Below are 24,202 nucleotides of genomic sequence, written 5' to 3'. Positions count from 1 at the left end.
ATGAGCGCGCCGCCGAAGACCCGTCTGGAGGTGAGCGCGGCGGAAGCCGAGGCCATCCGCACGGCCGTGCGCTGCGCCAGTCCGGACTGGAACGGCGCCGCCGCCGGCGGCCGCAGCCTGGCCACCGAGGCCGACATCGACGCCCTCACCGACCTGCTCGGCGACCCGGCGGTCTCCGGCCCGGTCTATGACCTGCCGCGGCCGATCACGCGCGAGACCATCGGCGCCTGGGTGCGCGATTGCCTGGCGGCCCGCGAGCGCGGCGAGGCGCTGCTGCTGGTGACCCGCGACGCTGAGGGCCAGGTCTCGGGCTATTCCAAGATCACCATCTGGCCCGACCGCTCGGCGGCCGAGCTGGCCGGCGCGATCCGCGCCGACCGGCAGAGCGTCGGCCAGGGCGGCGCCGGGGCCTGGCGCACCATCGACTGGATGTTCGCCGCCCTCGGCGTGCGGCTGATCTGCCTGACCGCCGCGCTGGACAACATCCGCTCGGCCCGGCTGATCGAGGCCATGGGCTTCGTCCGCCAGGGCGACCGCGACGCGGTCGGCGAGGACGGCAGCGTGCGCCCGTCGCTGTACTGGGAGATGACCCGCGAGGCCTGGCGCGGCGTCGGCTGAAACGCGGGCGTTGACCCGGGCGGCCGGCCCCGGCATGTCCGCACACCTCGCCTCGCAAGGATCGCCTCGCCGATGTTCGCCCGCCACCGGCGCCTGATCGCCAGCCTGATCGTCGTCGTGCTGCTGCTGGGCGGCGGCTACGCCTGGGTGATGGCGCATGGCGCGAGCCTGCTGGCCGCGCCGCGGGCCAAGGGTCCGGACTGGAGCGCGCCGGCAGCGGAGCTGGCGGACCCCGCGGCGATCGCCCGCGGGCAGCGCCTGGCGACCGTCACCGCCTGCGGCGTCTGCCACGGCCAGGACATGGCCGGCCACCGTCAGATGCTGGGCGGCTCGCCGTTCTACGCCCCCAACCTGACGCTGGCGGCGCGCAAGCTGTCGGACGCCGACTTCGAGCGCGCCCTGCGCCGCGGTGTGACCCGCGACGGGCGCAGCGAGGTGGTGATGCCGGCCTTCGCCTATGCCGGCTTCACCGACGCCGAGACCGCCGACCTGCTGGCCTGGCTGCGCAGCCTGCCGCCGAAGGGCGCCGAGCAGCCGGTGGTCGCGCCGGGCTTCGGCGCGCGCTGGAACCTGGTGATCGGCCGCTACCCGCTGCAGGCCGACCGTGTCGCCCGCCGCCGGCCGCCCGCGGATCCCGGGCCGGCCGTCGCCGAGGGACGTCACCTGGCCTCGGTGGCCTGTTCGCAGTGCCATGGCGCCGACCTGGCCGGCGGCCAGGCCCTGCCGGGGCCGGACATCACCGTCAACGGCTACTACGACCGCGCCCAGTTCCACCGCCTGCTGCGCACCGGCGACGGGCGCACCGAGCACGACCTGGGCGTGATGGCCCTGACCGCCCGCTCCAACCTCAGCCACTTCAGCGACGCCGAGATCGACGCGATCTACGACTACCTGATCCAGCGCGACCGGCTGCTGCTGGCGGGGAAGAAATAGGGAGGCGTGCGCCTGCCTGATGGGAACCACGAACTCCCGAGAACCACACGAGCCCACCCACCACCTGATCATCCCGGCGAAGGCCGGGACCCAGGCAAGACTCGCCACCGGCAGGATGCTTGCCGCGCACGGCTGGACTCAAATCCAGTGAGCTGAGGCTTTTGCCTGGGTCCCGGCCTTCGCCGGGATGAGCAGTTGGTGGTGGGGGGTGGAAGCGTTCGTATGGTTCGTGTGGGTTCGTGGTTCGGAGGGCCACAGACCCTCAGCCGGCCTCCCCGCCCTGCACCATCGACCAGTCCAGCGGCTCGCCGAAGCTCAGGTCCCGCGTGGCGAGCTTTCCCAGCACGGCCGGCAGGTGCTTCGGCGCCAGGCCGTAGCCTGGCCGCACCGAGCGGACGTTGGCGGGGGTCAGGGGTTCGCCCGCCCTGACCGGCGCGGCGACGTACAGCGAGCGGCGGTGGCCGGCGGCGGCGCGTTCGCTGCCCAGTTCGTCGTAGGTCGCCCGGCCGAGGGCGCGCCAGGCCGCCTTGCAGTCGGACACCAGGGCCTTGAACTCGGCGGGCTCCAGGGAAAAGGCCGCGTCCGGGCCGCCGTCGGCGCGGGCCAGGGTGAAGTGCTTCTCGATGATCGCCGCGCCCAGGCTGACGGCGGCGACCGAGGCGGCGGTTCCGGGCGTGTGGTCCGAGAGGCCGGTGACCACGCCGAAGCGGGCGGCGAGGTCCGGCACGGTGCGGACGTTGGCCTCCTCGATCGGGGCCGGATAGGCGCTGACGCAATGCAGCAGGGCCACCCCCGCCGCGCCGTTCGACAGGGCGGTGTCGCGCGCCTCGGCCATCTCGGCCAGGCTGGCCAGGCCGGTGGAGATGATCATCGGCTTGCGGCAGCGGGCGACGCGGGCGATCAGCGGCAGGTCGACGGCCTCGAAGCTGGCGATCTTGTAGGCCGGGGCGCCCAGGCTCTCCAGCAGGTCGACGGCGGTGTCGTCGAACGGCGTGGAGAAGATGATCACCCCCCGCTCGCGCGCCCGGGCGAACAACGCCGCGTGCCAGTCGTAGGGGGTGTAGGCCTCGGCGTAGAGGTCGTGCAGGGTGCGCCCGGCCCAGGGGCCTTCGGTGATGCGGAAGTCCGGGGCGTCGCTGTTCAGGGTGATGGTGTCGGCGGTGTAGGTCTGCAGCTTGATGGCGTCCGCACCGGTGTCGGCGGCGGCGTCGACCATGCTCAGCGCCCGCTCCAGGCTGCCGTTGTGGTTGCCGGACAGCTCGCAGATCACGAACGGCTCGTGATCGGGGCCGATCTCGCGGCCGGCGATGGCGAAGGCTTGGCGCGGGCTGGGGGCGCTCACGCGTTGATCCCCAGGGCGGCGCCCAGGGCGTCCACCACCCGGTCGACGTCGGCGTCGCGCATCGCCGGATAGAGCGGCAGCGACAGGCAGCGGTCGTACCAGGCGCTGGCGCCGGGCAGGTCCAGGTCGCCGTAGCGCTGCCGGTAATAGGGCTGGGTGTGCACCGGGATATAGTGCACTTGGCTGCCGACGCCCCTGGAACGCAGGGCTTCGACCACGGCGGCGCGGGTGCGCCCGGCGGTCTCGAAGTCGATCAGCACCGTCATCAGGTGCAGCGCGGGGTCCGACCACAGCTCGGTGGTGGCCGGCTCGACCAGGGGCGACAGCGCCCGCAGCCTGGCGGCGTAGCGGGCGGCCAGCGACCGGCGGCGGGCGACGAAGCCGTCCAGCTTCTTCAGCTGCGACAGCCCCAGGGCGCACAGCACGTCCGGCAGGCGGTAGTTGAAGCCGATCTCCGGCATCTCGTACCACCATGGATCGGCCCCCGGCGGGCGCACCATGCCGTGCGAGCGCAGGGTCTTCAGCCGGCCGGCCAGAGCGTCGGAGGCGGTGGTCACCATGCCGCCCTCGGCGGTGGCGATGGTCTTCACCGGATGGAACGAGAAACAGGCCATGGCGGCATGGCTGCCGTCGCCGACCGTCCAGTCATCCGGGCCGAGGCCACGCGCGCGCGAGCCCAGGGCGTGGCAGGCGTCCTCCACCAGCACAGCGCCGGCGTCCTCGGCCAGCTGGGCCAGCGCCGGCAGGGCGCAGACCTCGCCGCGCAGGTGCACCGGCAGGATCGCGGCCACGCGGGCGTCGCCGGCGCGCGCCAGGGCCGCTTCCAGGGCTTCCGGGGTCATCACCCCGCTCTGCGGATCGACGTCGGCGAACACCACCTCGGCGCCGACGTAGCGGGCGCAGTTGGCGGTGGCCAGGAAGGTGACCGAGGGGACGATCACGGTGTCGCCCGCGCCGACGCCCAGCGCCAGCATGGCCAGGTGCAGCGCCGCCGTGCCGTTGGAACAGGCCACCGCGTGCGGCGCGCCGACGTGCTCGGCGAAGGTCCGCTCGAAGGCGTCCACCGTCGGCCCGGTGGTCAGGAAGTCCGCCCGCAGCGCCTGCGCCACCGCGGCGATGTCGTCGTCGTCGATGCTCTGGCGGCCGTACGGCAGGAAGTCCTCAGCCAATGGCGTCCTTCCCCAGGCCGTCCTTCTCCGAGATCATGGCGATCAGCTCGCTGCCCGTCAGCCACCAGTCGTTCGAGTCGCTGGCGTAGGAGAACTCCTCGCCCACCCGGGCGGTGGCGAAGGGCTCGCGCGGATACTCCACGAACGCCGGCTCGATGGCGTAGCGGTCGCCGAGGTCGGCGGTGGAGCGGGCGTCGTCGGCGCTGATCATCATCTCGTGCAGCTTCTCGCCGGGGCGGATGCCGACCACGTCGATGCCGGCGTCGGGCGACATCGCCCGCACCAGATCCGTCATCTTCATCGACGGGATCTTGGGCACGAAGATCTCCCCGCCCCGCATGGTGGTCAGCGACGACAGCACGAAGTCGACCCCCTCGTTCAGGGTGATCCAGAACCGGGTCATCCGCGTGTCGGTGATCGGCAGCTTTGTGGCCCCCTTGGCGATCAGGGCCTGGAAGAACGGCACCACGCTGCCGCGCGAGCCGACCACGTTGCCGTAGCGCACCACCGAGAAGCGGGTGCCGATGTCGCCCGACAGGTTGTTGGCCGCCACGAAGGTCTTGTCCGAGGCCAGCTTGGTCGCGCCGTAGAGGTTGATCGGGTTGCAGGCCTTGTCGGTCGACAGGGCCACCACCTGTTTCACCCGGTTGGACAGACACGCCCAGACCACGTTCTCCGCCCCCATGATGTTGGTGGCGATGCATTCCGACGGATTGTACTCGGCCGCCGGCACCTGCTTCAGCGCCGCGGCGTGGATGACGATGTCGACCCCGCGCAGGGCCAGGGTCAGGCGCGGGCGGTCGCGCACGTCCCCCAGGAAGAAGCGCATCTTGCCCACCACCTCGGCGGGGAAGCGCTCGCGCAGATCGATCTGCATCTCGTGCTGCTTCAACTCGTCGCGGGAATAGACGATCACCTTGCGCGGCGAATGGCGCGCCAGGACGGTCTCGATGAAGCGGCGGCCGAACGAGCCGGTGCCGCCGGTCACCAGGATGACTTTGCCATCCAGATCAAGGTCTTGCGGGGCGAAACGGCCCACGGGCGGGCTCCTTCGAACTAGGCTTGCCAAGGTTCTGCGCCGCTTCGCGTAAAGAGAGCGTCAACCACGTTCGGGGACATCATCGCCGATGCGTCGCCGACAGATTCTCCTGGCCCTCGGCCTTCTGGCTTTCGCCCTCCCGGCCCACGCCGAGGAGCGCAAGAAGGGTGGCGGCGACAGCTTCATCCAGCTGCAGACCCTGACGGCGACGGTGATCCGCGCCGACGGCCGCCGCGGGGTGATGACGGTGGAAACCGGGATCGACGTGCCCGACGCCGCGCTGCACAGCCGCGCCGACCAGTCCACGCCGCGCCTGCGCGCCGCCTTCGCCCAGGTGCTGCAGATCTACGCCACCGGCCTGCCCGGCGGCGCCGTGCCCAACGCCGACTACCTCGCCCGCCAGCTGCAGCAACAGACTGACGCCGTCCTCGGCCGGCCGGGCGCGCGGCTGCTGCTGGGCACGATCATGGTCAACTGAGGGGGAGCGGCCCGCGCAGGCGCCATCGATCTCTCAATCCTCGTTGGGAAGTCGTCGCCCAAGGGGCGGCCGTGGCCGATCGGCCACAATCGCATCACCTCTCGCCTCGCATAACGCCGCTCGCTTGACGGGCGCGTGAGGCGCCCCTAGCGTGCCGGCTTCCTCAAAGTTCGGAAAGGAGGGCCAACGATGTCTGCCAATCGCACCGCCCTCCCGCGCGTGGGACGCATCGTGCGGCCCAAGCGGCCCGCCTTCCGGCCCTGCTGACCTAGGAACGAGACGTCTCTCCCCGGTCGGCGCCCCACCAGGCCCCCCGACCTCAGGATGAGATCCGTGTCCCTTTCCAGCTCCTGGAATCCTAGGATTCCCCGCCGACCTCACGCCCCCGCGACGCCCTCGATGCGCGCGGCCGGCTTCCCGCAATCCCGCTTTCGTGGACGGTTCCGATGACCCTCGCCCTCGACGACGATGACGATGCGGCGCGCCCGCGCATCCTCTCCAACACCCAGATCCTGGGCTACATCGGCCGCCACTGGCTGGCCGAGCCGGTGCGCTTCGCCTGCATCATCGCGCTGATCCTGACCAGCTCGGCCTGCGACCTGACCATCCCGTGGGCCACCCGCGGGCTGATGAACGCGGTGTCCGAGCGCGGCCACGTCAGCGCCGTGGCCTGGACGGCCTGGGCGACATTGTCCGGCCTCTACCTGCTGTTCTACGCCACCCGCTCGTCGACCTTCCGCTTCATGAACGGCTTCTACAGCCGAATCATGTCGCGCATGGTCAAGGAAGGCTTCGCCCGGGTGCAGAGCTATTCCACCGACTGGCACGCCTCGAACTTCGCCGGCGCCACCGTGCGGCGGGTGTCGCGCGCCATGTGGGGCTACGACAGCGCCTCGGACGCCCTGCTGCTGATGCTGGTGCCGACCCTGATCGTGATGAGCGGCCTGGCCATCTCCATCGGCCTGCGCTGGTGGTGGGTGGGCCTGTTCGTGGGCGCCGTGGTGGGCTGCTTCGCCCTCTACAACACCGTGCTGTCGGTGAAGTACATCCGCCCGGCCAACCTGGCCTCCAACGCCCTGGATTCGCGGATCGGCGCGGCCCTGGCCGACGCCATCGGCGCCAACCCGACGGTCAAGGCGTTCGGCGCGGAATCCCGCGAGGAGGCCCGCTTCGCCCGCACCGTCGACGCCTGGCGGGTGGCGGTGAACAGGACCTGGGACCGCTTCAACATCGTCGGCATGGGCCAGAACGCCTTCGTCTGGGTGCTGCAGGCGGGCCTGACCGGCATGCTGCTCTATCAGTGGGACAAGGGGACGGCGACCGCCGGCGACGTGGCCTTCGCCATCACCTCGTTCATCGTCATGGCCGGCTACATGCGGAACTTCTCGGAGATCACCCGCATGCTGCAGAAGGGACTGGACGACACCATGGACGTGGCCGCCTACATGCGCACGCCGCCGCAGCTGGCCGACCGGCCGGACGCCGGCCCGTTCCGCGGCCAGCTGGGCCAGGTCACCTTCGACCGGGTGACCTTCGGCTACGACAGCCAGGCCGGCGCCCTCTACCAGGACTTCTCCCTGGCCATCGCGCCGGGCGAGCGGGTCGCCCTGGTCGGGCCGACCGGCTCGGGCAAGTCGACCTTCGTCAAGCTGGTGCAGCGGCTCTACGATCTGCAGGGCGGGCGGATCCTGATCGACGGCCAGGACATCAGCCATGTCCGGCAGATCGACCTGCGGCGCGCGATCGCCGTGGTGCCCCAGGACCCGGCGCTGTTTCACCGCTCGATCGCCGAGAACATCGCCTATGCGCGGCCGGACGCCACGCCCGAGGAGGTGGCCCTGGCGGCCCGGCGGGCGCGGGCGCACGAGTTCATCGCCCGCCTGCCGATGGGCTACGACACGCCGGTCGGCGAGCGGGGGGTGAAGCTGTCGGGCGGCGAACGCCAGCGGGTGGCCATCGCCCGGGCCTTTCTGGCCGACGCGCCGATCCTGGTGCTCGACGAGGCCACCTCGTCGCTGGACGTGGAGACCGAGCTGCAGGTGCAGGCGGCGATGGAGGAGCTGATGGTGGGCCGCACCACCATCGTCATCGCCCACCGCCTGTCGACCATCCGCGGCGCGGACCGCATCCTGGTGTTCGACCGTGGCCGGATCGTCGAGGAAGGCCGCCACAGCGACCTGGTCGGCCGGGGCGGCGCCTACGCCCGGCTGCACGCGGTGACCGAGGGCACGGCCGGCCCGCTGCGGGCGTAGGGCTGGCGGCCCCCTCCACCACCGGGCTCCGCCCGGCGGTCCCCCTCCCCCGTTTCACGGGGGCGGAGACTGGCGCGGCGGCGTCTTCTCCTCCCTTGCGAAGCGGGGGAGGGGGACCATTCGGCGAACCGCCGAATGGTGGAGGGGGCCTACGGCCGCTGAAGCGTCTAGGCCGCCGCGGCCTGCTTCAGCGACTTGCGCAGCGGCGGAACGCGGAAGCCGACGCCCAGCTTGTTGAAGCTGTTGATCACGCCGATCAGCATGGTCAGGGTGACGGCCTCGGACTCGCTGAACTGGGCCATCACCGCCTCATAGTCCGCATCCGGAGCATGGCTGTCGGCCAGCCGGGTCAGGGCCTCGGTCCAGCCCAGGGCGGCCTTCTCGCGCGGGGTGAAGAGGCGGGATTCGCGCCAGGCGTTGAGCATGTAGACCCGCTCCTCGGTCTCGCCCGCCTCGCGGGCGCCGCGGATGTGCATGTCCAGGCAGATGGCGCAGCCGTTGATCTGCGAGGCGCGGATCTCGACCAGGGCCACCAGGCTCGGCTCGAGGCCGGCCGCGACGGTCTGGCCGTAGTCGATCAGCGGCTGCACCACCTGGGCGGTGGCGGCGTAGGGGTTCAGGCGGGCGGTCATCGAAAGTCTCCAAAGTCCAGTGCGCCTTCGGGGGGAAAGGCGCTCGCACCTCCAGGACGAGGCGGCGCCGCGCCGCGTGACATCGCCGGCGAAGAGAGCCGCGCCAGGCCGCTGCTCCAGCCGATACCCGGAACGGGCAGGCTGCGACATTTCGCACCCCCGCGCCCGGCCGGCGATTAGCCTTCCATAAAGCGCGGGGACCCTAGCTCGGGGTTCGAGTTGCGCCGCTGGGGAAACGATCCCGCGGCGGACACGGCGAGCTGAGAGACCCGGCCCTTGCAGGACCACGACAAGTTCGACCTGACGCGGATCAACGTCCTGATCGTGGACGACAACGCCCAGTCGCTCGACATCATGGCCCAGGTGCTGACCGGGTTCGGCGCGCGCAACCTGACCCGCTGCAGCTCGGCCAAGGAGGCGCGCGACGCCCTGGCCATCCATCGCTTCGACCTGATCCTCAGCGACGCCTCGATGCCGGGCGAGGATGGCTACGACCTGCTGAAGTGGCTGCGCCGCGAGGGCAAGGAGCCGAACCGGTTCTGCCCGGCGCTGATCGTCACCGGCCACACCCGGTCCTCGCAGGTGAAGAAGGCGCGGGACTGCGGCGCCCACTTCGTGGTGGCCAAGCCGATCCAGCCGAACATCCTGCTGGAACGGATCTTCTGGGTGGCGCGCGACGAGCGGATGTTCGTCGACTGTGAGGCCTACGCGGGGCCGGACCGCCGCTTCAAGTTCGAGGGCCCGCCGCCGGGCGAGGAAGGCCGCCGCGGCAACGACCTGCCGGCCGAGGTGGGGGCCGCCACCGAGGGCAACATGAGCCAGGACGAGCTGGACGCCATGATGAAGGTGGCCAAGGTCGCGCTGTAGACCGCTTCCGCGCCCTCAGGCGCCCAGCACCTTCAGCGCCTGCACCAACTGGTCGACCTCCGCCTCGGTGGTGAACAGCGCCGGGGTCACCCGCACGCAGGATCCCGCGGCGACTCCGTCACGGGCGACGGTGAAGATGTTGAACCGGTCCAGCAGAGCCTTGGCCAGGGCGCGGTTCTGTTGCGGCGAGCCCTGGCCCTTCAGCCGGAACGAGGTCAGGGCGGACGTCAGCGCCGGGTCGGCGGGAGTCAGCACCTCGATGCGGCCGTGGCCGCGGACCGCCTCGGCCCAGCGGTCGCGCAGATACCGAAGTCTCCGCCGCTTGGCGCCGGCCGTGATCCGCTCGTGCAGGTCGATGGCGTCGCCGAACGCCAGCACGGTGGCGTAGCTCATGGTGCCCGAGTGTGTGCGCGACAGCACCGTGTCCTCATGGAACTCCTGGCTGCCCATGAACGGATCGATGGCGTCCAGCCGGCCCTGGCGCACGTACAGCACGCCGACGCCGATCGGCGCGCCGATCCACTTGTGGCCGTTCAGGCCGACGAAGTCCGCGCCGAGGTCCGGCAGCCGGAAGTCCAGCTGGCCCCAGGCGTGGGCGCTGTCGACGATGGCGTCGACGCCGCGGGCGCGGGCCAGGGCGACGATCTCGGCCACCGGCAGCACCAGGCCGGTGCGGTGGCTGACGTGGGTGACCAGGATCAGCCGCACCGCCGGGTGGGCCTCCAGCGCCGCGGCGTAGGCGTCGATCAGCCCCTGGCGGGTGGCGGGCTCGGGCAGGGCGATGCTCAGCACGTCGACCCCGCGCCGCGCCTTCAGCCAGCCCATCGCCCACTGCATGCTGTCGTAGTCGAGGTCGGCGAACAGCACGCCGTCGCCGGGGCGCAGGCGGTTGTAGCCGCCGATCAGCGCCTGCAGCGCCTCGGTGGCGCCGCGGGTGAGGGCGATCTCGTCGGGCGACACGCCCAGGCTGGCCGCCGCCTTGGCCCGCACCCGGGTCCAGTCGGCGACGTACTCGCGCCGGCCATAGAAGGACGAGCGGCGGTTGACGCTGTCGAGATAGCGGGCGTTGGCCGCGGCCACCGGGCGGGGCATGACGCCCCAGTTGCCGTTCTCCAGCTGGATCACCTCGCGGGAGACGTCGTACAGGCCGGCGATGCGGGACCAGTAGGCCCCGTCGTCGGCCGCCACCCCCTCGCCGGACGGCGGCAGCTCCAGGCCGCCACCGCCAGCCGGGGACACCGGCGCGCTCTCGCCCGCCGACGCCGCCAGCGGGGCCAGGGCAAGGCCCGCGCCGAGCAGGCCGCGGCGGCTGGGGTCGGTCATGGGCGCCTCAGAACTTCGCGTCGAAGCGGACGTAGTACAGCCCGCCATTGGTGTCGTACGGCGAATTGCGCGAATAGACGAGGCCGCGGCTGGCCTGGAACACCGCCTTGTCGGGATAGGTGTTGAACAGGTTCTCCGCCCCGCCGCGGACCGACAGGCTGCGGGTCGCATGCCAGGTCACCGAGGCGTCGACGAAGGCGATGCCGTGGAAGCGTTGGAAGATGTCGCCGGAGGAATTGCCGGTGGAGTCGGTCCAGGGGCCGTAGTAGCGCACCCGCCCCAGCAGATCGAACGCGCCCCAGCTGTACACTGCCGTGCCGGTCACGTTGTGCCGCGGCAGGGACTGTTCGTAGAGCACCTTCTGCGTCGCGTTGGCGGTCAGGGAGCCCGAGGTGACGCGGGTCTGGTTGTAGTTGTAGGCCGCTGTCAGGTTCAGCCGGCCGGGCCCGACGGCGTGCTCGTAGCCACCGGTCAGGTCGATCCCGCGGGTGCGGGTGTTGAAGTCGTTGGTGAAGAAGTTGATCGAGGTGAACGAGGTCGCGCCGGGAATGTTCAGCGCCACCAGCTGCGCCTGGATGGCCGGGGTCACGGTGATGTTGGCCGACTGGCTGAAGCGCTTGAACACGTCGATCTGGTAGAGGTCGACCGAGGCCGAGAAACCGGCGTCGTTCTTCCACACCGCGCCCGCGGTATAGGTGCGCGAGGTCTCCGGCTGCAGCGGCTTGGCGCCCAGGAAGGCGGCCACCGGATTGGTCGGCGACAGCCGGCCGGTGGTGAACAGCTGCAGGGTCACGGTGTCGAGGCCCTGGGAAGTGCTGGTGGAGAACAGCTGCGCCGGGGTCGGCGCGCGGAAACCTGTGGAATAGCCGCCGCGGACCGCCAGATCCGGGGTGATGGCGTAGCGGGTGGAGACCTTGCCGGTCACCGAGTCGCCGAACGACTGGTAGTGCTCGTAGCGCATGGCCAGGTCCAGGCTCCACCGGTCGGTGAGGCTGGCGCCGGCGTCGACGTAGGCGGCGTAGCTCTCCTGGGTCCAGATCCCGGCCTGGGTGTCGGCGAAGCCCGGGAAGCCGTTGCTCTCCGGAGCCAGGCCGGCCGCGGCGCCGGGACCCACGGCGTAGGAGGCCGGGTCGCCGGCGACGATCTGATAGCGCTCCAGGCGTCGCTCGGCGCCGAAGGCCAGGTTCACCGGCTTCTGCAGCATCGGCAGCTTCAGCCTGTAGCTGGCGTCGGCGTTGAGGTTGAACTCGCTCTGGATCAGGTCGCCGAGATTGAAGTCCACCGGGCTCTGCGGCCCGAGGGAGGCGTTGATCGAATTGTCGAGGAAGAAGCTCGAGCGATTGCGCCCATATGAGGCCGACAGGTCCCAGGTGAAGTCGCCGGCGCCGCGGTTGCGCAGGCCGCCGACGATCTGCACGTCGCCGTAGTCGATGCCCTCGCGCGGGGTGAAGCCGGCCGGATAGAGGTTGCGCACGTCGAACCCCGGGAACACCGCCGTGGTCTTGTAGATGCTGGTGTTGGTGTCGGGGTTGCGCCAGTTGATGTCGTTGACCCCGTGGCCGCCGCCGACGGTGGCAAAGGTGTACGCCTCGCCGACATCGCCGAACGGCACGGCGCCGTCGAGGGCGAAGTGGTAGTCCTTCAGGGCCGGATTGCCCCAGTGCTGCACCGGATTGGCCACCGTCAGCGTGGGGTGCGCGGCCTGGAAGGCGATGGCGTCCGGCCGCTGGTTGGTGCGCGAGGTGGCGTCGGCGTGGGAGTATTCGCCGGTCAGCACCAGATGGCCCTGGTCGCCCAGGGCGAAGCCGGCGCGCACGCCCGCCTGGTAGGTGGCGCCGTCGCCGAAGTCATATCGCGAGGCCTGGCCGTAGGCGGCAAAGCCCGGCTTCTCGTCGAGGATCACGTTGATCACCCCGGCGATGGCGTCCGAGCCGTACTGCGCCGAGGCGCCGTCGCGCAGCACCTCCACATGGCCGGCCGCGAAGGATGGGATCTGGGCCAGGTCGGAGGCCTGCGAGCCGCGCTGGCCGAGGAAGGCGGAGCGGTGGAAGCGCTTGCCGTTGACCAGCAGCAGGGTCATGTCCGGCGACAGGCCGCGCAGGGTGGCCGGGCGCACGAACTGCAGCCCGTCCGAGGTGGGCAGCTTCTGCACGTTGAACGAGGGGATCAGCTGGGTGAGCTTGTCGCCGAGCTGGGCGGACGCCGTGGCCGCCACCTGGTCCTGGCCCACCACGTCCACCGGCGAGATGGCGGTGAACTGGGTGCGGGTGGTCTCGCGCGTGCCGGTGACGATCAGCTCGTCGAGCGTCGAGGCCTGGTCGGCGCCGGTGTCGGCGCTGGTCGCCTCGGCCGCCCAGGCCGGCGCGCAGGCCGCCGCCAGGCCCGCCGCCGCTCCGCCGCCCACAAGTCCAAGCCTAACGATCGAACGCATCGCCTATCCCCTTTGTGTTGTGGCGGGGGAAGTGGCGAGCGCGGGTAACAGCCGCGTGGCGGCGCGATGACGAGTTGTAAAATGTTACACGACGGTCGTGTTACATGGCCGAAATGCCGCCATCGAGCTTCAGCTCGGCGCCGGTCATGAACTTGCTCTCGTCGCTGGCCAGGTAGAGCACTGCGTTGGCGATGTCGTCCGGCTGGCCGATGTGGCCCAGCGGGATCTGCCGGCCCAGCTTGGCGTCGGCCTCGTCCTTGCCGAACATCTGCCGGATCGGGTCCAGGATCGGCGTGTCGATGAAGGTCGGGTGGATCGAGTTGGACCGCACGTCCAGCCCCTGCTTGGCGCAGTGCAGGGCGATGCCCTTGCTCAGCAGCCAGACCCCGGCCTTGGAGGCGTTGTAGGCCGGCGAGTTGTGCGCCGCGATCAGGCCCGCGATCGACGAGATGTTGATGATCGAGCCGGGCTGGTTCTGGCGCAGGTACTTCAGCGCGTGCTTGGTGCCCAGGAACACGGAATCGACGTTGACGCTCATCACCAGCTTCCAGTCCTCGAAGGACAGCTGCTCGATGTTGCCCCCGCGGGAGATGCCGGCGTTGTGCACCAGCACGCTGATGCCGCCCATCGCCGCGTCGGCCTCCTCCAGGGCGTAGGTCCACTGGTCCTCGTGCGTGACGTCCAGCGGCAGGGCGAAGGCGGTTCCGGCGCCCCAGGCGGCGTCGATCCCGGCGGCGACAGCCTTGGCCCCGTCCAGGTCGATGTCCGCGAGCGTGACCTTGGCCCCTTCCTCGGCCAGCCGCCGGGCCATGGCCGAGCCGAGGCCGCCGGCCCCGCCGGTGATGAAGGCCTTCTTGCCGGCTACGCGCGCGCCTCGGGTCGCCATGACAACCTCCCGGTCATTCAAACAAGAGTTTGAGGCGACCCTAGCCCAAATCGCCGGGTGCGCCAGGGGGCGCCGCTTCTGCGCGCCCGCGCAGGATTTCTGGGGGCCAGGGCGGCTTGCCAGATCGGGCAAGGCTATTAAATGACGATCATCATATAAACACGGAGACGGGCGATGACCCAGACTTCCTTGAACAAGGCCTCTTTCACGGGCGCGGCGGTGGTCACCGGCGCGTCTTCCGGCATCGGCGCGATCTACGCCGACCGCCTGGCCCGCCGGGGCCACGACCTGGTGCTGGTGGCGCGCGACGAGGCGCGGCTGAACGCCCTGGCCCAGCGGCTGCGCGCGGAGACGGGCGTGAAGGTCGACGTGATCCGGGCCGACCTCAGCAAGCGCGAGGACAGCCTGAAGATCGAGGCCCTGCTGCGGGACGACGCGGGCGTCGGCGCCCTGATCAACAACGCGGGCCTCTCGGTCGCCGGCCCGCTCACCGGGGGCGATCCGGACCGCATCCAGACCATCATCGACCTCAACATCACCGCCGCGACCCGCCTGGCCATCGCCGCGGCCACCGGCTTCGCCGCCCGCGGCCAGGGCCTGATCGTCAACGTCGCCTCGGTGCTGGCCCTGGCCCCGGAGATCAGCAACGGCGTGTACTCGGGCTCCAAGGCCTTCGTGCTGAACCTCAGCCAGGCGCTGAACATCGAGCTGGCCGGCAAGGGCGTGCGCGTGCAGGCGGTGCTGCCGGGGGCCACCCGCACCGAGATCTGGGAGCGCGCCGGCCTGGCGATCGACGCCTTCCCGCCGGAGATGATCATGGAGGCCGACGAGATGGTCGACGCCGCCCTGGCCGGGCTCGACGCCGGCGAGCCGGTGACCATCCCCTCGCTGCCGGATCTCGGCGACTGGACCCGCCTGGACGCCGCCCGCCAGGCCCTGCGCCCCAACCTGTCGCGCAACCGCGCGGCGGACCGCTACAAGGCGGCGGAGACGGTCTGAGGGGGGCTTCGCGGCTTTGGGCTATTGCTCACCCCGTCCGTCACCCTCGGGCGTAAGTCCCGAGGGTCCATGCACGCGTGAGAAGGATTGGCGCGCTTCGAAGGGCGCGCCACGATGGGGCGGCTGCCGCTCCAGCAACGCTCCGCTGCCGCTCGCGACTTCGCTTCACGTGTTCATGGATCCTCGGGACTGACGCCCGAGGATGACGGTGGAGGGCGGGCCGGGGGCCCCACCCCTACTGCTGGCGGCCGATGTCCAGGTCGGAGCCCTTGGGCGGCACGCCGTGGTTTTCCTTCATCAGCTTGCGCAGGCCGGCGTCGATGGTGTCGCGCTGGCTGGGCAGGAACACCGGATAGCCGTAGCTGCGGCGGTTGCCGGAGGACGTCACCGACTGGTCGTTGGCGAAGATGAAGTAGCCCTGATAGGCGCCGACCACCTCGCGGCCCTCCTGCAGATAGAGGCCCTCGACCTGGGCGGCGCAGCTGTCCAGGTTGGCGACGTTGCGCGAGATCACCACGAAGCTGGGGTGGCCGGCCTTGTCGATCACCTCGCGCCAGCAGACCAGCGCGTCGCCGGGCGCCTCCTCGCCGCCGGAACAGGCGGTCAGGGCGGCGGCGCCGAAGGCCAGGACCAGGCAGAGGATCAGCGGGCGGAAGATGGCGGCCTCGGGCGTCGTGGGGCCGGAAGCGGCCGCGCCCGAACCTAGGTGGCGGCGGCGCGCAAGTCCATCGCCCGGCTGAGCGGCGCGGTCAGGCCGCCATCCCGGCCGAGGTCAGCAGCGCCTTGACCCGCATCAGGCTCTCCGGCGACTGGGCGAACTGGGCGCGCAGGTCGTCCGAGCGCAGCAGCTTCACCGCCGCCGCCTTGGCGCGGTCCGCCGCCGGGCCGAGCGGGGCCGCCTCGCCCATGGCCAGCTTCAGCAGCATGGTCAGGCGGTGCATCACCGGGGCGTGGGCCCCGGCCAGGGCGGCGGTGAGCCGGCTGTCGGCCTCGATCAACCCGCCCAGCTCGCCGAGCTTGGCGGCGAGCGGCGCCAGGTCCTCGGCCGCCAGGCCAGAGCGCTTGAGGCCCTTCTGCAGCGTGGCCAGCGCGGCCAGCCGCGTGGCCGGACTGTCCGGGCCGTAGCGCACTTCCTTTTCCAGCTTCAGGCTGTTCACCGCGGTCGACAGCCAGCGCGCGGCCTGGCGCTTGTTGGCCCCGCCGATGACGTTCTCCACCAGCCGGATCAGCTGCTCGACCTCTTCCCGCGCCGAGGTGTTCTCGCCGAGGAAGGCGGAGACGAACTCGGCGGTGACCAGCATCTTCGAGCGGGTGACGAAGGCCTCCTGCACGGTCTCGGCCGGCAGCAGCTTGTCGGTGGCGGCGGTGAGCGCCATGGCCAGCGCCCGCAGCAGCTCGATCTCCTCGCGCGGCGAGGCCGGCCGCAGGCGCCGCGGGCCGTTCAGCTCGGCCAGCACCCGCTTGGCCACCGCCACCCGCGTATTGGCGAACGGCGGCTGCGCCATCCACTCGGCCAGGCGCGCGCCGGCGCCCACCAGCGGCGGCATGATCTTGGCCACGCTGGGCTCGGCCTGAACGAGCAGGTCCACCGCCTCACGCGCCGCCAGCCGGGTCATGGCCGCCAGCCGGCCACCCAGGTCCAGCTTTGTGCCCAGCAGGTCCATCAGCCCGGCGTTGGATTCCAGGATTTCCGACAGCGGCTGCTCGATGACGTGGAACGCCAGCGACCGCGCCGGCTCGCGCTCCGGGGCCTGATCGCACAGGTCCAGCAGCTTGCCGACCTTGGCTTCCCAGTCGCGGGTCTGCGAGATCGCCCCGGCCACGCCGGCGCCCAGCAGGTAGCTGCGCTCCGGATCGTCCACCAGCCGCTCGGCGGCCTTGGCGAAGCTTTCCTTGGAGAGGTCGGCCAGGGCGCCGCGGCGCTTGTCCTTGATGATCCGCTCGATGGTCCGCTCGGCCAGCGAGGTGAAGGTGCGCATCAGCTCGTGCACCGAGATGCCCCGCGCCTGCGCCTCGGGCACGGCGATCTTCTGGATGGCGTGCTGCAGGTCGGTGCCGGAGGCGTCCAGCCGCTCGGCCAGGTCCGGCCGGTGCAGCAGCTCGAACGGCGTCGCCTTCTGGCGCTGCAGCCAGCCTTCCAGCAGCCGGCCGATGCGGTCGCGCGAGTGGGCCGAATAGAGGTCGCCGGGCGCGACGCACAGCGGCTCGCGGTTCTCCACCGGCTTCTTGGCCTTGCCGTCGACGATCTCGCCCTTGGTCAGGATGGTCGAGCTCTTGAACTCGCCGGTCTCCGGGTCGAACAGCTCCTTGGTCACCCGCACGGCCGCCACCTTGCGCTCGCCCAGCAGGCTTTCGGCCGTATGCGTCACCTGCTCGCGGCTTTCGGAAGCCATCTCGAGCTTCCACGGCGCCGCCGGCTGTCGCCGCACGAACAGTTCGTAGTGGACCTGGGCGGTGGTCATCTCGACAGGTCATCCATCCCTTTGCGGAACGGGAGTCTGCCGGATTAGGCTTAAGACGGTCTTGCTTTCGGTAACACGCGGCCCAATTGAAGCCACGGTCACGGAACAAGTCACCGGTGTTCGGCTCTTCTATGCTAGAGGCGGACCGTCGGCGCTCACCCCCGGCGCGAGACCCCGCGGGAAGGATTCCAAGGTATTCGATGGCGAACATAACCCTGGTCGATGATGACGAGAACATCGTCGCTTCAGTCTCCCTGGCTCTGGAGAGCCACGGGCACACGGTTAAAGCTTACTATGACGGCGCCGCCGGCCTGGCCGCGCTGGAGAGCAACCCGCCGGACCTGGCGATCCTCGACGTCAAGATGCCCCGCATGGACGGCATGGAGGTGCTGCGGCGCCTGCGCCAGACCTCCGAGGTGCCGGTGATCATCCTGACGTCGAAGGACGAGGAGATCGACGAGATCCTCGGCTTCAACCTGGGCGCCGACGACTACATGCACAAGCCGTTCAGCCAGCGGCTGCTGATCGAGCGGGTGAAGGCGGTGCTGCGCCGCGCGGGACCGGACGAGAGCGACGCCACGGCCTCGCCCAGCGCCGCGGCGGCCCCCGGCTCCAAGGCCATCAAGCGCGGGCGCCTGACGCTCGACCCGGCGCGCCACGACTGCCTGTGGGACAACAAGCCGGTGCGGCTGACCGTCACCGAGTTCCTGCTGCTACAGTCGCTGGCCCAGCGCCCCGGCTTCGTGAAGAGCCGCGACAACCTGATGGACGCCGCCTACGACGATCAGGTCTATGTCGACGACCGCACCATCGACAGCCACATCAAGCGCATGCGCAAGAAGTTCCGACAGGTCGATCCGGAGTTCGACTCCATCGAAACCCTCTATGGCGTCGGCTATCGCTACCGCGAAGTCTGACGAAGGACGGGGGGCGGAACGGCCTCGCCGGGGCGTGTGGCCGATCGGCTCACGCCTCGGCCGGCTGATCATCACCCTGAACCTTCTGGCGCTCATCATCCTGGTGGGCGGCGCCCTGGTGCTCAACGAGCTGCGCCGCGGCCTGGTGAACGCCCGCATCGAGAGCCTGACCCTGCAGGGCCAGGTGATCGCCAACGTCATCGACCAGACCGCCACGGTGGGCGAGCCGGAACCCTCACTGGAGGCCGACACCGCGGCGAACGTGCTGCAGAGCCTGTTCATCCCGCGTACCCAGCGGGTGCGGCTGTTCGATTCCGAAGGCCATGTGCTGGCCGATTCCTACGTCGTCGCCGACCGGGTGGAATCCAGCCCGCTACCGCCGGCCAAGAAGCCGGGCGAACAGGACTTCAGCTTCGACCTCGGCTTCCGCAAGCCGACCCACACCCAGGAAGCCGCCCGCCAGGCGCTGGCCTCAGAAGTGGGGCAGGCGCTGCGCGGCGTCACCGCCACCGGCATGCGGGTGGCCGACAACGGCCGCCGGGTGGTGTCGGTGTCGATCCCGATCACCCATGTGCGCGCGGTGCTCGGGGTGCTGACCCTCGAGGCCGGCGACGTCGACGAGATCATCGCCGCCGAGCGCGCCGCCCTGATCCCGTTCGCCCTGGTGGCCATGGGCGTGACCCTGCTGTCGTCGATCATGCTGACTCAGCTGATCGCCCGGCCGATCATGCGGCTGGCGTCCGCCGCCGACCGCGTGCGCCTGTCGCGGGCCCGGGCCATCGACCTGCCGGACCTCGCCGAGCGCCAGGACGAGATCGGCGACCTGACTCGCTCACTGACCGACATGACCCGGGCCCTGTCCGACCGCATCGACGCCATCGAGCGCTTCGCCGCCGACGTGGCGCACGAGATCCGCAACCCGCTGACCTCGATCCGCTCGGCCACCGAAACCCTGGAGCTGGTCAGCGACGACGCCCCGCGCGAGCGGCTGATGCGCATCCTGAAGAACGACGTCGGCCGCCTCGACCGGCTGATCACCGACATCTCCAACGCCTCGCGCCTGGACGCCGAGCTGGCCCGCGAGAGCCCGCGGCCGCTGGATCTGGAAAAGGTGATGTCCGAGATCGCCGCCTTCTATGAGGCGACCCTGCGCGAGGGCGAGACGCACGTGCGCTTCCGCGCCCAGGCCACGCCGCACGAGCCGCTGCGGGTGCAGGGCCGCGAAGGGCCGCTGGGCCAGGTGTTCCGCAACCTGATCGACAACGCCCGCTCGTTCAGTCCGCCGGGCGGCGAGGTGCGGGTGTCGGCCGTGCGCCAGAAGGGCGAGGTGCTGGTCACCGTCGAGGACGACGGGCCGGGCATGCCGCCCGACAATCTGGAGACCGTGTTCGAGCGGTTCTACACCTCGCGGCCCAAGGGCGCGGCGTTCGGCGGCAACTCCGGTCTCGGCCTGTCGATCGCCCGGCAGATCGTCGAGGCGCACAACGGCCGCATCTGGGCCGAGAACCGCGAACAGGACGGCCAGGTGATCGGCGCGCGCTTCAGCGTCGCCCTGCCGGCCGCCTGATGGCCGTCGCGGACCGCCCGTTCGACGTCCGCCACGCCGGCCTGGTGGCCCGGCGCCTTGGCGGGGTCTGGCGCGGCGCCCTGATCGAGGGGCCGTCGGGCTACGGCAAGAGCGACCTGGCCATCCGCTGCCTGGAGGCCGGCTTCCGCCTGGTCGCCGACGACCGCACGGTCGTGTTCCTGTCGGCGGGGCGGCTGTACGGCCGCGCGCCGGCCGTGCTGGAGGGGCTGATCGAGCACCGCGGGCTGGGCCTCGTGCGCCATCCGGCGATCGCCTTCGCCGAAATCGCGCTGATCGTGCGCTGCGAAGCCGCCCCAGAGGCCGTCGAGCGCCTGCCCGACCCGGCGTTCGAGACGCTGCTGGGGACGCCGGCGCCGCTGCTGCGACTATGGCCTTTCGAGGGCTCGGCGCCTGCGAAACTCAGCCGCGCCCTGGAGGTGCTTGGCCGCGGCGCACAAGAGGCGTATCAAGCCAGCCTCGCGCCGCTGGGACGGCGCTTGGGGGCTTAAGGGACTTCCCTTTGAGGCATCTGGCATGATCGGGCTCGTGATCGTCACGCACGGGCGGCTGGCGGAAGAATTTGTCTACGCCATGGAGCATGTGGTCGGTCCGCAGTCCGCGGTCCAGGCCATCTGCATCGGCCCGGACGACGACATGGAGCGCCGCCGGCGCGACATTCTGAAGGCGTGCGACGCCGTGGATTCGGGCGAAGGCGTCATCCTGCTGACCGACATGTTCGGCGGCACGCCGTCGAACCTGGCCATCTCGGTGATGGAGCAGACCAAGGCCGAGGTGATCGCCGGGCTGAACCTGCCGATGCTGATCAAGCTGGCCTCGCTGCGCACCCGCGAACCCCTGGCCACCTGCGTCGCCCACGCCCAGGAGGCGGGCCGCAAGTACATCTCCGTGGCGTCCTACGTGCTGGCCGGCGAGAAGTGACGGTCAGGCGGCAGGTGGAGATCATCAACGAGCGCGGGCTGCACGCCCGTGCGTCGGCGAAGTTCGTCAAGCTGGCCTCCAGCTTCGACGCCGAGATCCAGGTCTCCAAGGACGACAACACCGTCGATGCCCGCTCGATCATGGGCCTGATGATGCTGGCCGCCGGCATCGGCTCGCAGATCGAGATCAAGGCCGAGGGCGCTGAGGCCGAGGCCGCCGTCGAGGCCCTCACCGACCTGGTCGAGAACCGCTTCGAGGAAGAACGCTAGGTCGGTTCTCCCCGGGAGCCCCCATCCCCCGCTTCGCGGGTACTTCCCCCAGGGGGGAAGAGAGACAGCGCTGAAGCCGGCACATCCGTTCTCTTCCCCCCCTGGGGGAAGGTGGGGCTCCAGCTTGGCGCCGGCTATGCGCAAAGCGCCTCCACCAGCCGCGCCATGAAGGCCGCGCCGCGTTCTATCTGGACCACGTCGACATACTCGTCCGGCTGGTGCGCCTGGTCGATCGAGCCGGGGCCGCAGAGGATGGTGGAGAAGCCGCCCTGCTGGAATTGGCCGGCCTCGGAGGCATAGGAGACCACCCGCGGCGGGCCGTTGTCGCCGGTCAGGCGGCGGGCGAAGGCCTCGGCCGCGCCGTCGGTCTCCGGCCGGAAGCCGGGCACGTGGCTCAGGTGCTCGACCTTGACGCCGCATTCCGGGAACCGCGCCTTCAGCGCCGCGTCGGTGCGCCCGCACAGGGCGATGAAGTCGGCCATCGTCGCCTGCGGATCGAGGTCCGGCGGGCAGCGCAGGTCGAACAGGAAGCGGTGCTCGCGGGCCAGGATGTTGCCCGCGGTGCCGCCGCCGATGCGGCCGATGGTCAGGGTGGCGTGCGGCGGATGGAACGGCGAACCGGCCGGCGGATGCGCCTCCAGCGCCCGCGCCTTGTCGGCCAGGAAGGCCAGCAGCGGGATCGCCTCCATGTTGGCCGAGACGCCGAGATGGGTCTGCGCCGAGTGCGCCTCGTGGCCGGTCACGGTCACCCGCCAGGCGTCGATGCTCTTGTGACCCTGCACGGCCTCCATCATCGTCGGCTCGCCGACCACGGCCAGGGCCGGGGCCGGCAGTTCGCGGGCGATCACCGCGATCATGCGCGGCGCGCCGAAGCAGCCGATCTCCTCGTCGTACGAGAAGGCCAGGTGCGCCGGCCGCTTGACGCCGGCCGCCAGCAGGTCGGGCACGGCGGCCAGGCTCAGCGCCAGGAAGCCCTTCATGTCGCAGGTCCCGCGGCCGAACAGGCGCTCGCCGCGGCGGGTGAGGACGAAGGGGTCCGAGGTCCAGGGCTGGCCTTCCACCGGCACCACGTCGGTATGGCCCGACAGCACCACCCCGCCCGCGACGGCCGGCCCGACCGTGGCCAGCAGGTTGGCCTTGCGCCCGTCGTCGCTGGCGATCCGCCGGGCGGCGACGCCGTGCCCGGCCAGATAGGCCTCGACCCAGTCGATCAGCGCCAGGTTCGACAGCGAGGAGGTGGTGTCGAAGGCGACCAGCTTTTCCAGGATCGCCGTGGCGCGCGCGCTCAGGGCCTCCGCGGCGGCCATCAGGCCTTGCCCACCGAGCTCTCGTCGGCCAGCACGTCGATCAGCTCCAGCTTGAACACCAGCACCGAGCCCGGCGGGATCGGCCCCGCGCCCTCGTCGCCGTAGCCGAGCTCCGGCGGCACCCACAGCATCCACTCGTCGCCGGGCCGCATCAGCTGCAGCGCCTCGACCCAGCCCTTCACCAGGCCGGCGACCACCATCGTCGCTGGGGCGCCGCGCTGGTACGAGGAGTCGAACACCTCGCCGGTGGTCAGCTTGCCCTCGTAGTTGACCTTCACCTCGTCGGCCGGTTTGGGGTGCAGGCCGGTGGCGGGGCCGGAGCGCAGGATCTTGTATTCCAGCCCCGACGGCGTGCGCACCACGCCCGGCTGCTTGGCGTTGTTGTCGAGGAAGGCCTTGGCCGCGGCGGGCGGCACGGCGGCGGGCTTGGCCTTGCCGCAGGCGGCGAGCGCCAGGGCGCTGGCGATGGCGAGGCGACGGGTGATTGGCATCGTCAGGCGGGCCCTATGCTCAAACCGCTCGCGGCGGATAGCCCGCCTCGCGCAGCGCATCCATGATCTCCTGGGTGTGCTGGGCGTCGCGGGTCTCGATCAGGATGTCGAATTCGGCGCCCTTGGCCGGCACGTCCAGGGCCAGGCGGTTGTGCGCCACCTCGATGATGTTGGCCCCCATGTTGCCGACGATGGACGACACCGTGGCCAGCAGGCCCGGGCGGTCGTCGCCGATGATGCGCAGCGACACCAGCCGCTGAGCGCGCACCAGTTCGCGGGTCAGCACCGAGGCCAGCAGGCGCGGGTCGATGTTGCCGCCGGTGATCACCAGGCCGCAGACCTTGCCGCGGAACCGTTCCGGATAGGCCAGCAGGGCCCCTAGGGCGGCCGCGCCGGCGCCTTCGGTGACGGTCTTCTCGACGTTGCAGTAGAGGGCGATCGCGCGCTCGAAGAACGGCTCGTCCAGCAGCAGCACGTCGTCGATCAGCGGCCGCGCGACGCTGTAGGTCAGCTTGCCCACGTCCCGCACGGCGATGCCCTCGGCGATGGTCTGGCCGCCGGACGCGGCGTTGAGGCCGCGCATGCGCGAGGTGAACGAGGGGTACATGGCCGGCTCGACGCCGATCACGCTGACCGACGGCTTGATCGCCTTGACCGCCGTGGCCATGCCGGAGATCAGGCCGCCGCCGCCGATCGGGATCGGCAGCACTTCCAGGTCCGGCACGTCCTCCAGCATCTCCAGCGCCACGGTGCCCTGGCCGGCCATCACGTCGTAGTCGTCGAACGGGTGCACGAACACCTGGCCGCGCTCGTCGCGCAGGGCCAGGGCGTGCTCGGCGGCGGCATCATAGGTGTCGCCGGCGGTGATCACCTCGGCGCCGTAGTCGCGGGTCTGCTGCACCTTGATGAACGGGGTGCCGCGCGGCATGACGATGGTCACCGGGATGCCCAGGCGCTGGCCGTGATAGGCCAGGCCCTGGGCGTGGTTGCCGGCCGAGGCGGCGATCACCCCGCGCCGGCGCTCGTCGGCGTCCAGCTGGGCCAGCTTGTTGAGCGCGCCGCGCTCCTTGTAGGCGGCGGTGAACTGCAGGTTCTCGAACTTCACCCACACCTCGGCGCCCGTGATCTGCGACAGGGTCTTGGAGCGGCGGCACGGGGTGCGTTCGATGTGGCCGGCCAGCCGGACGGCGGCGGCCTTGATATCTTCGAGGAGCAGGGTCATCCGGGAGGGCTTTAGGCCGCAAGGGCTCGGCGGGGAAGGGGCGAAACCTAGCGGACGCG

The 24,202-nt window shown here is 70.9% G+C and carries 23 protein-coding genes; 11 read left to right on the top strand and 12 right to left on the bottom strand.

Features of this window, described 5'->3' with window-relative positions; all coding sequences use genetic code 11:
* Both ACO2Q3_RS22230 and ACO2Q3_RS22225 read left to right on the top strand, forming a co-directional pair.
* The gene (locus tag ACO2Q3_RS22230) at positions 1-618 is read left to right on the top strand and encodes a GNAT family N-acetyltransferase (RefSeq protein WP_423310626.1); all 618 of its coding nucleotides are present in this window, start codon (positions 1-3) and stop codon (positions 616-618) included.
* Positions 619-690: 72 nt separating this feature from the next.
* Positions 691-1,551 carry a c-type cytochrome gene (locus tag ACO2Q3_RS22225; RefSeq protein ID WP_423310624.1) on the top strand — a complete coding sequence of 287 codons (861 nt, stop codon included), beginning with the start codon at positions 691-693 and terminating at the stop codon, positions 1,549-1,551.
* Between the two features lie 262 nt (positions 1,552-1,813).
* On the opposite strand, the gene pseI is transcribed toward ACO2Q3_RS22225, so the two are convergent.
* The 3 genes from pseI to pseB are packed head-to-tail and all read right to left on the bottom strand — an operon-like array spanning position 1,814 to position 5,101.
* On the bottom strand, positions 1,814-2,893 hold the full coding sequence (gene pseI, locus ACO2Q3_RS22220; RefSeq protein WP_423310622.1) for a pseudaminic acid synthase: 1,080 nt from the start codon (positions 2,891-2,893) through the stop codon (positions 1,814-1,816).
* On the bottom strand, positions 2,890-4,062 hold the full coding sequence (pseC, locus tag ACO2Q3_RS22215) for a UDP-4-amino-4,6-dideoxy-N-acetyl-beta-L-altrosamine transaminase (RefSeq protein ID WP_423310620.1): 1,173 nt from the start codon (positions 4,060-4,062) through the stop codon (positions 2,890-2,892). Before pseC ends, pseI begins: the two co-directional genes overlap by 4 nt.
* The gene (gene pseB / locus ACO2Q3_RS22210) at positions 4,055-5,101 is read right to left on the bottom strand and encodes a UDP-N-acetylglucosamine 4,6-dehydratase (inverting) (RefSeq protein ID WP_423310618.1); all 1,047 of its coding nucleotides are present in this window, start codon (positions 5,099-5,101) and stop codon (positions 4,055-4,057) included. The genes pseC and pseB overlap by 8 nt, the downstream gene beginning before the upstream one ends.
* Positions 5,102-5,189: 88 nt before the next feature.
* On the opposite strand from pseB, the gene ACO2Q3_RS22205 reads away from it, so the two are divergent.
* Together ACO2Q3_RS22205 and ACO2Q3_RS22200 are read left to right on the top strand one after the other, a co-directional pair.
* Positions 5,190-5,579, top strand: a complete 390-nt coding sequence (locus tag ACO2Q3_RS22205; RefSeq protein ID WP_423310616.1) for a Tat pathway signal protein — start codon at positions 5,190-5,192, stop codon at positions 5,577-5,579.
* 446 nt (positions 5,580-6,025) lie between these two features.
* Complete coding sequence (locus ACO2Q3_RS22200; protein ID WP_423310614.1) at positions 6,026-7,831, top strand: ABC transporter ATP-binding protein; 1,806 nt, start codon at positions 6,026-6,028, stop codon at positions 7,829-7,831.
* A 167-nt stretch (positions 7,832-7,998) separates the two neighbouring features.
* Here the strand turns inward: ACO2Q3_RS22200 and ACO2Q3_RS22195 are convergent, their stop codons facing one another.
* Complete coding sequence (locus ACO2Q3_RS22195) at positions 7,999-8,463, bottom strand: carboxymuconolactone decarboxylase family protein (protein ID WP_423310612.1); 465 nt, start codon at positions 8,461-8,463, stop codon at positions 7,999-8,001.
* Positions 8,464-8,739: 276 nt separating this feature from the next.
* Here ACO2Q3_RS22195 and ACO2Q3_RS22190 point away from each other — a divergent pair, with 276 nt between their 5' ends.
* Positions 8,740-9,330 carry a response regulator gene (locus tag ACO2Q3_RS22190; protein ID WP_423310610.1) on the top strand — a complete coding sequence of 197 codons (591 nt, stop codon included), beginning with the start codon at positions 8,740-8,742 and terminating at the stop codon, positions 9,328-9,330.
* A 15-nt stretch (positions 9,331-9,345) separates the two neighbouring features.
* On the opposite strand, the gene ACO2Q3_RS22185 is transcribed toward ACO2Q3_RS22190, so the two are convergent.
* From ACO2Q3_RS22185 to ACO2Q3_RS22175, 3 genes are all read right to left on the bottom strand, one after another.
* On the bottom strand, positions 9,346-10,653 hold the full coding sequence (locus ACO2Q3_RS22185; protein ID WP_423310608.1) for an aminotransferase class V-fold PLP-dependent enzyme: 1,308 nt from the start codon (positions 10,651-10,653) through the stop codon (positions 9,346-9,348).
* A 7-nt stretch (positions 10,654-10,660) separates the two neighbouring features.
* Positions 10,661-13,084, bottom strand: coding sequence for a TonB-dependent receptor plug domain-containing protein (locus ACO2Q3_RS22180; protein ID WP_423310606.1), 2,424 nt, complete (start codon positions 13,082-13,084; stop codon positions 10,661-10,663).
* Between the two features lie 100 nt (positions 13,085-13,184).
* The gene (locus ACO2Q3_RS22175) at positions 13,185-13,970 is read right to left on the bottom strand and encodes an SDR family oxidoreductase (protein WP_423310604.1); all 786 of its coding nucleotides are present in this window, start codon (positions 13,968-13,970) and stop codon (positions 13,185-13,187) included.
* A 174-nt stretch (positions 13,971-14,144) separates the two neighbouring features.
* Between ACO2Q3_RS22175 and ACO2Q3_RS22170 the strand changes: the two genes are divergently transcribed.
* Complete coding sequence (locus ACO2Q3_RS22170) at positions 14,145-14,969, top strand: SDR family NAD(P)-dependent oxidoreductase (protein ID WP_423310602.1); 825 nt, start codon at positions 14,145-14,147, stop codon at positions 14,967-14,969.
* 235 nt (positions 14,970-15,204) lie between these two features.
* Here ACO2Q3_RS22170 and ACO2Q3_RS22165 read toward each other — a convergent pair whose 3' ends face one another.
* Entirely contained in the window at positions 15,205-15,516 is a 312-nt protein-coding gene (locus ACO2Q3_RS22165) for a hypothetical protein (protein WP_423310600.1), read from the bottom strand.
* 202 nt (positions 15,517-15,718) lie between these two features.
* Positions 15,719-17,431 (bottom strand): hypothetical protein, encoded by a 1,713-nt coding sequence (locus ACO2Q3_RS22160; protein ID WP_423310598.1) that lies wholly within the window; start codon positions 17,429-17,431, stop codon positions 15,719-15,721.
* Positions 17,432-17,631: 200 nt separating this feature from the next.
* Here ACO2Q3_RS22160 and ACO2Q3_RS22155 point away from each other — a divergent pair, with 200 nt between their 5' ends.
* Genes ACO2Q3_RS22155 through ACO2Q3_RS22135 form a run of 5 tightly spaced genes read left to right on the top strand, consistent with a single transcriptional unit; the run spans position 17,632 to position 21,123 of the window.
* On the top strand, positions 17,632-18,348 hold the full coding sequence (locus ACO2Q3_RS22155) for a response regulator transcription factor (RefSeq protein WP_423310596.1): 717 nt from the start codon (positions 17,632-17,634) through the stop codon (positions 18,346-18,348).
* Complete coding sequence (locus ACO2Q3_RS22150; protein ID WP_423310594.1) at positions 18,317-19,915, top strand: stimulus-sensing domain-containing protein; 1,599 nt, start codon at positions 18,317-18,319, stop codon at positions 19,913-19,915. The genes ACO2Q3_RS22155 and ACO2Q3_RS22150 overlap by 32 nt, the downstream gene beginning before the upstream one ends.
* Entirely contained in the window at positions 19,915-20,424 is a 510-nt protein-coding gene (locus ACO2Q3_RS22145) for an HPr kinase/phosphorylase (protein ID WP_423310592.1), read from the top strand. The genes ACO2Q3_RS22150 and ACO2Q3_RS22145 overlap by 1 nt, the downstream gene beginning before the upstream one ends.
* 25 nt (positions 20,425-20,449) lie before the next feature.
* The gene (locus tag ACO2Q3_RS22140; RefSeq protein WP_423310590.1) at positions 20,450-20,854 is read left to right on the top strand and encodes a PTS sugar transporter subunit IIA; all 405 of its coding nucleotides are present in this window, start codon (positions 20,450-20,452) and stop codon (positions 20,852-20,854) included.
* A complete protein-coding gene (locus ACO2Q3_RS22135) occupies positions 20,851-21,123 on the top strand; it encodes an HPr family phosphocarrier protein (RefSeq protein ID WP_423310588.1) in 273 nt (90 codons plus the stop codon). Before ACO2Q3_RS22140 ends, ACO2Q3_RS22135 begins: the two co-directional genes overlap by 4 nt.
* Before the next feature lie 134 nt (positions 21,124-21,257).
* On the opposite strand, the gene argE is transcribed toward ACO2Q3_RS22135, so the two are convergent.
* From argE to ACO2Q3_RS22120, 3 genes are read right to left on the bottom strand one after another with little or no spacing between them, the layout of a single operon-like run.
* Positions 21,258-22,433: an acetylornithine deacetylase gene (argE, locus tag ACO2Q3_RS22130; protein WP_423311179.1), complete on the bottom strand. Its 1,176-nt coding sequence runs from the start codon at positions 22,431-22,433 to the stop codon at positions 21,258-21,260.
* On the bottom strand, positions 22,430-22,921 hold the full coding sequence (locus ACO2Q3_RS22125; protein ID WP_423310586.1) for an FKBP-type peptidyl-prolyl cis-trans isomerase: 492 nt from the start codon (positions 22,919-22,921) through the stop codon (positions 22,430-22,432). Before ACO2Q3_RS22125 ends, argE begins: the two co-directional genes overlap by 4 nt.
* A gap of 19 nt (positions 22,922-22,940) precedes the next feature.
* Entirely contained in the window at positions 22,941-24,143 is a 1,203-nt protein-coding gene (locus ACO2Q3_RS22120) for a threonine ammonia-lyase (RefSeq protein ID WP_423310584.1), read from the bottom strand.
* Positions 24,144-24,202 lie beyond the last annotated feature (59 nt).

The organism is Caulobacter sp. KR2-114, assembly GCF_049446115.1.
GTDB lineage: Bacteria > Pseudomonadota > Alphaproteobacteria > Caulobacterales > Caulobacteraceae > Acaudatibacter.
This window is presented reverse-complemented; position numbering and strand designations above follow the sequence as displayed.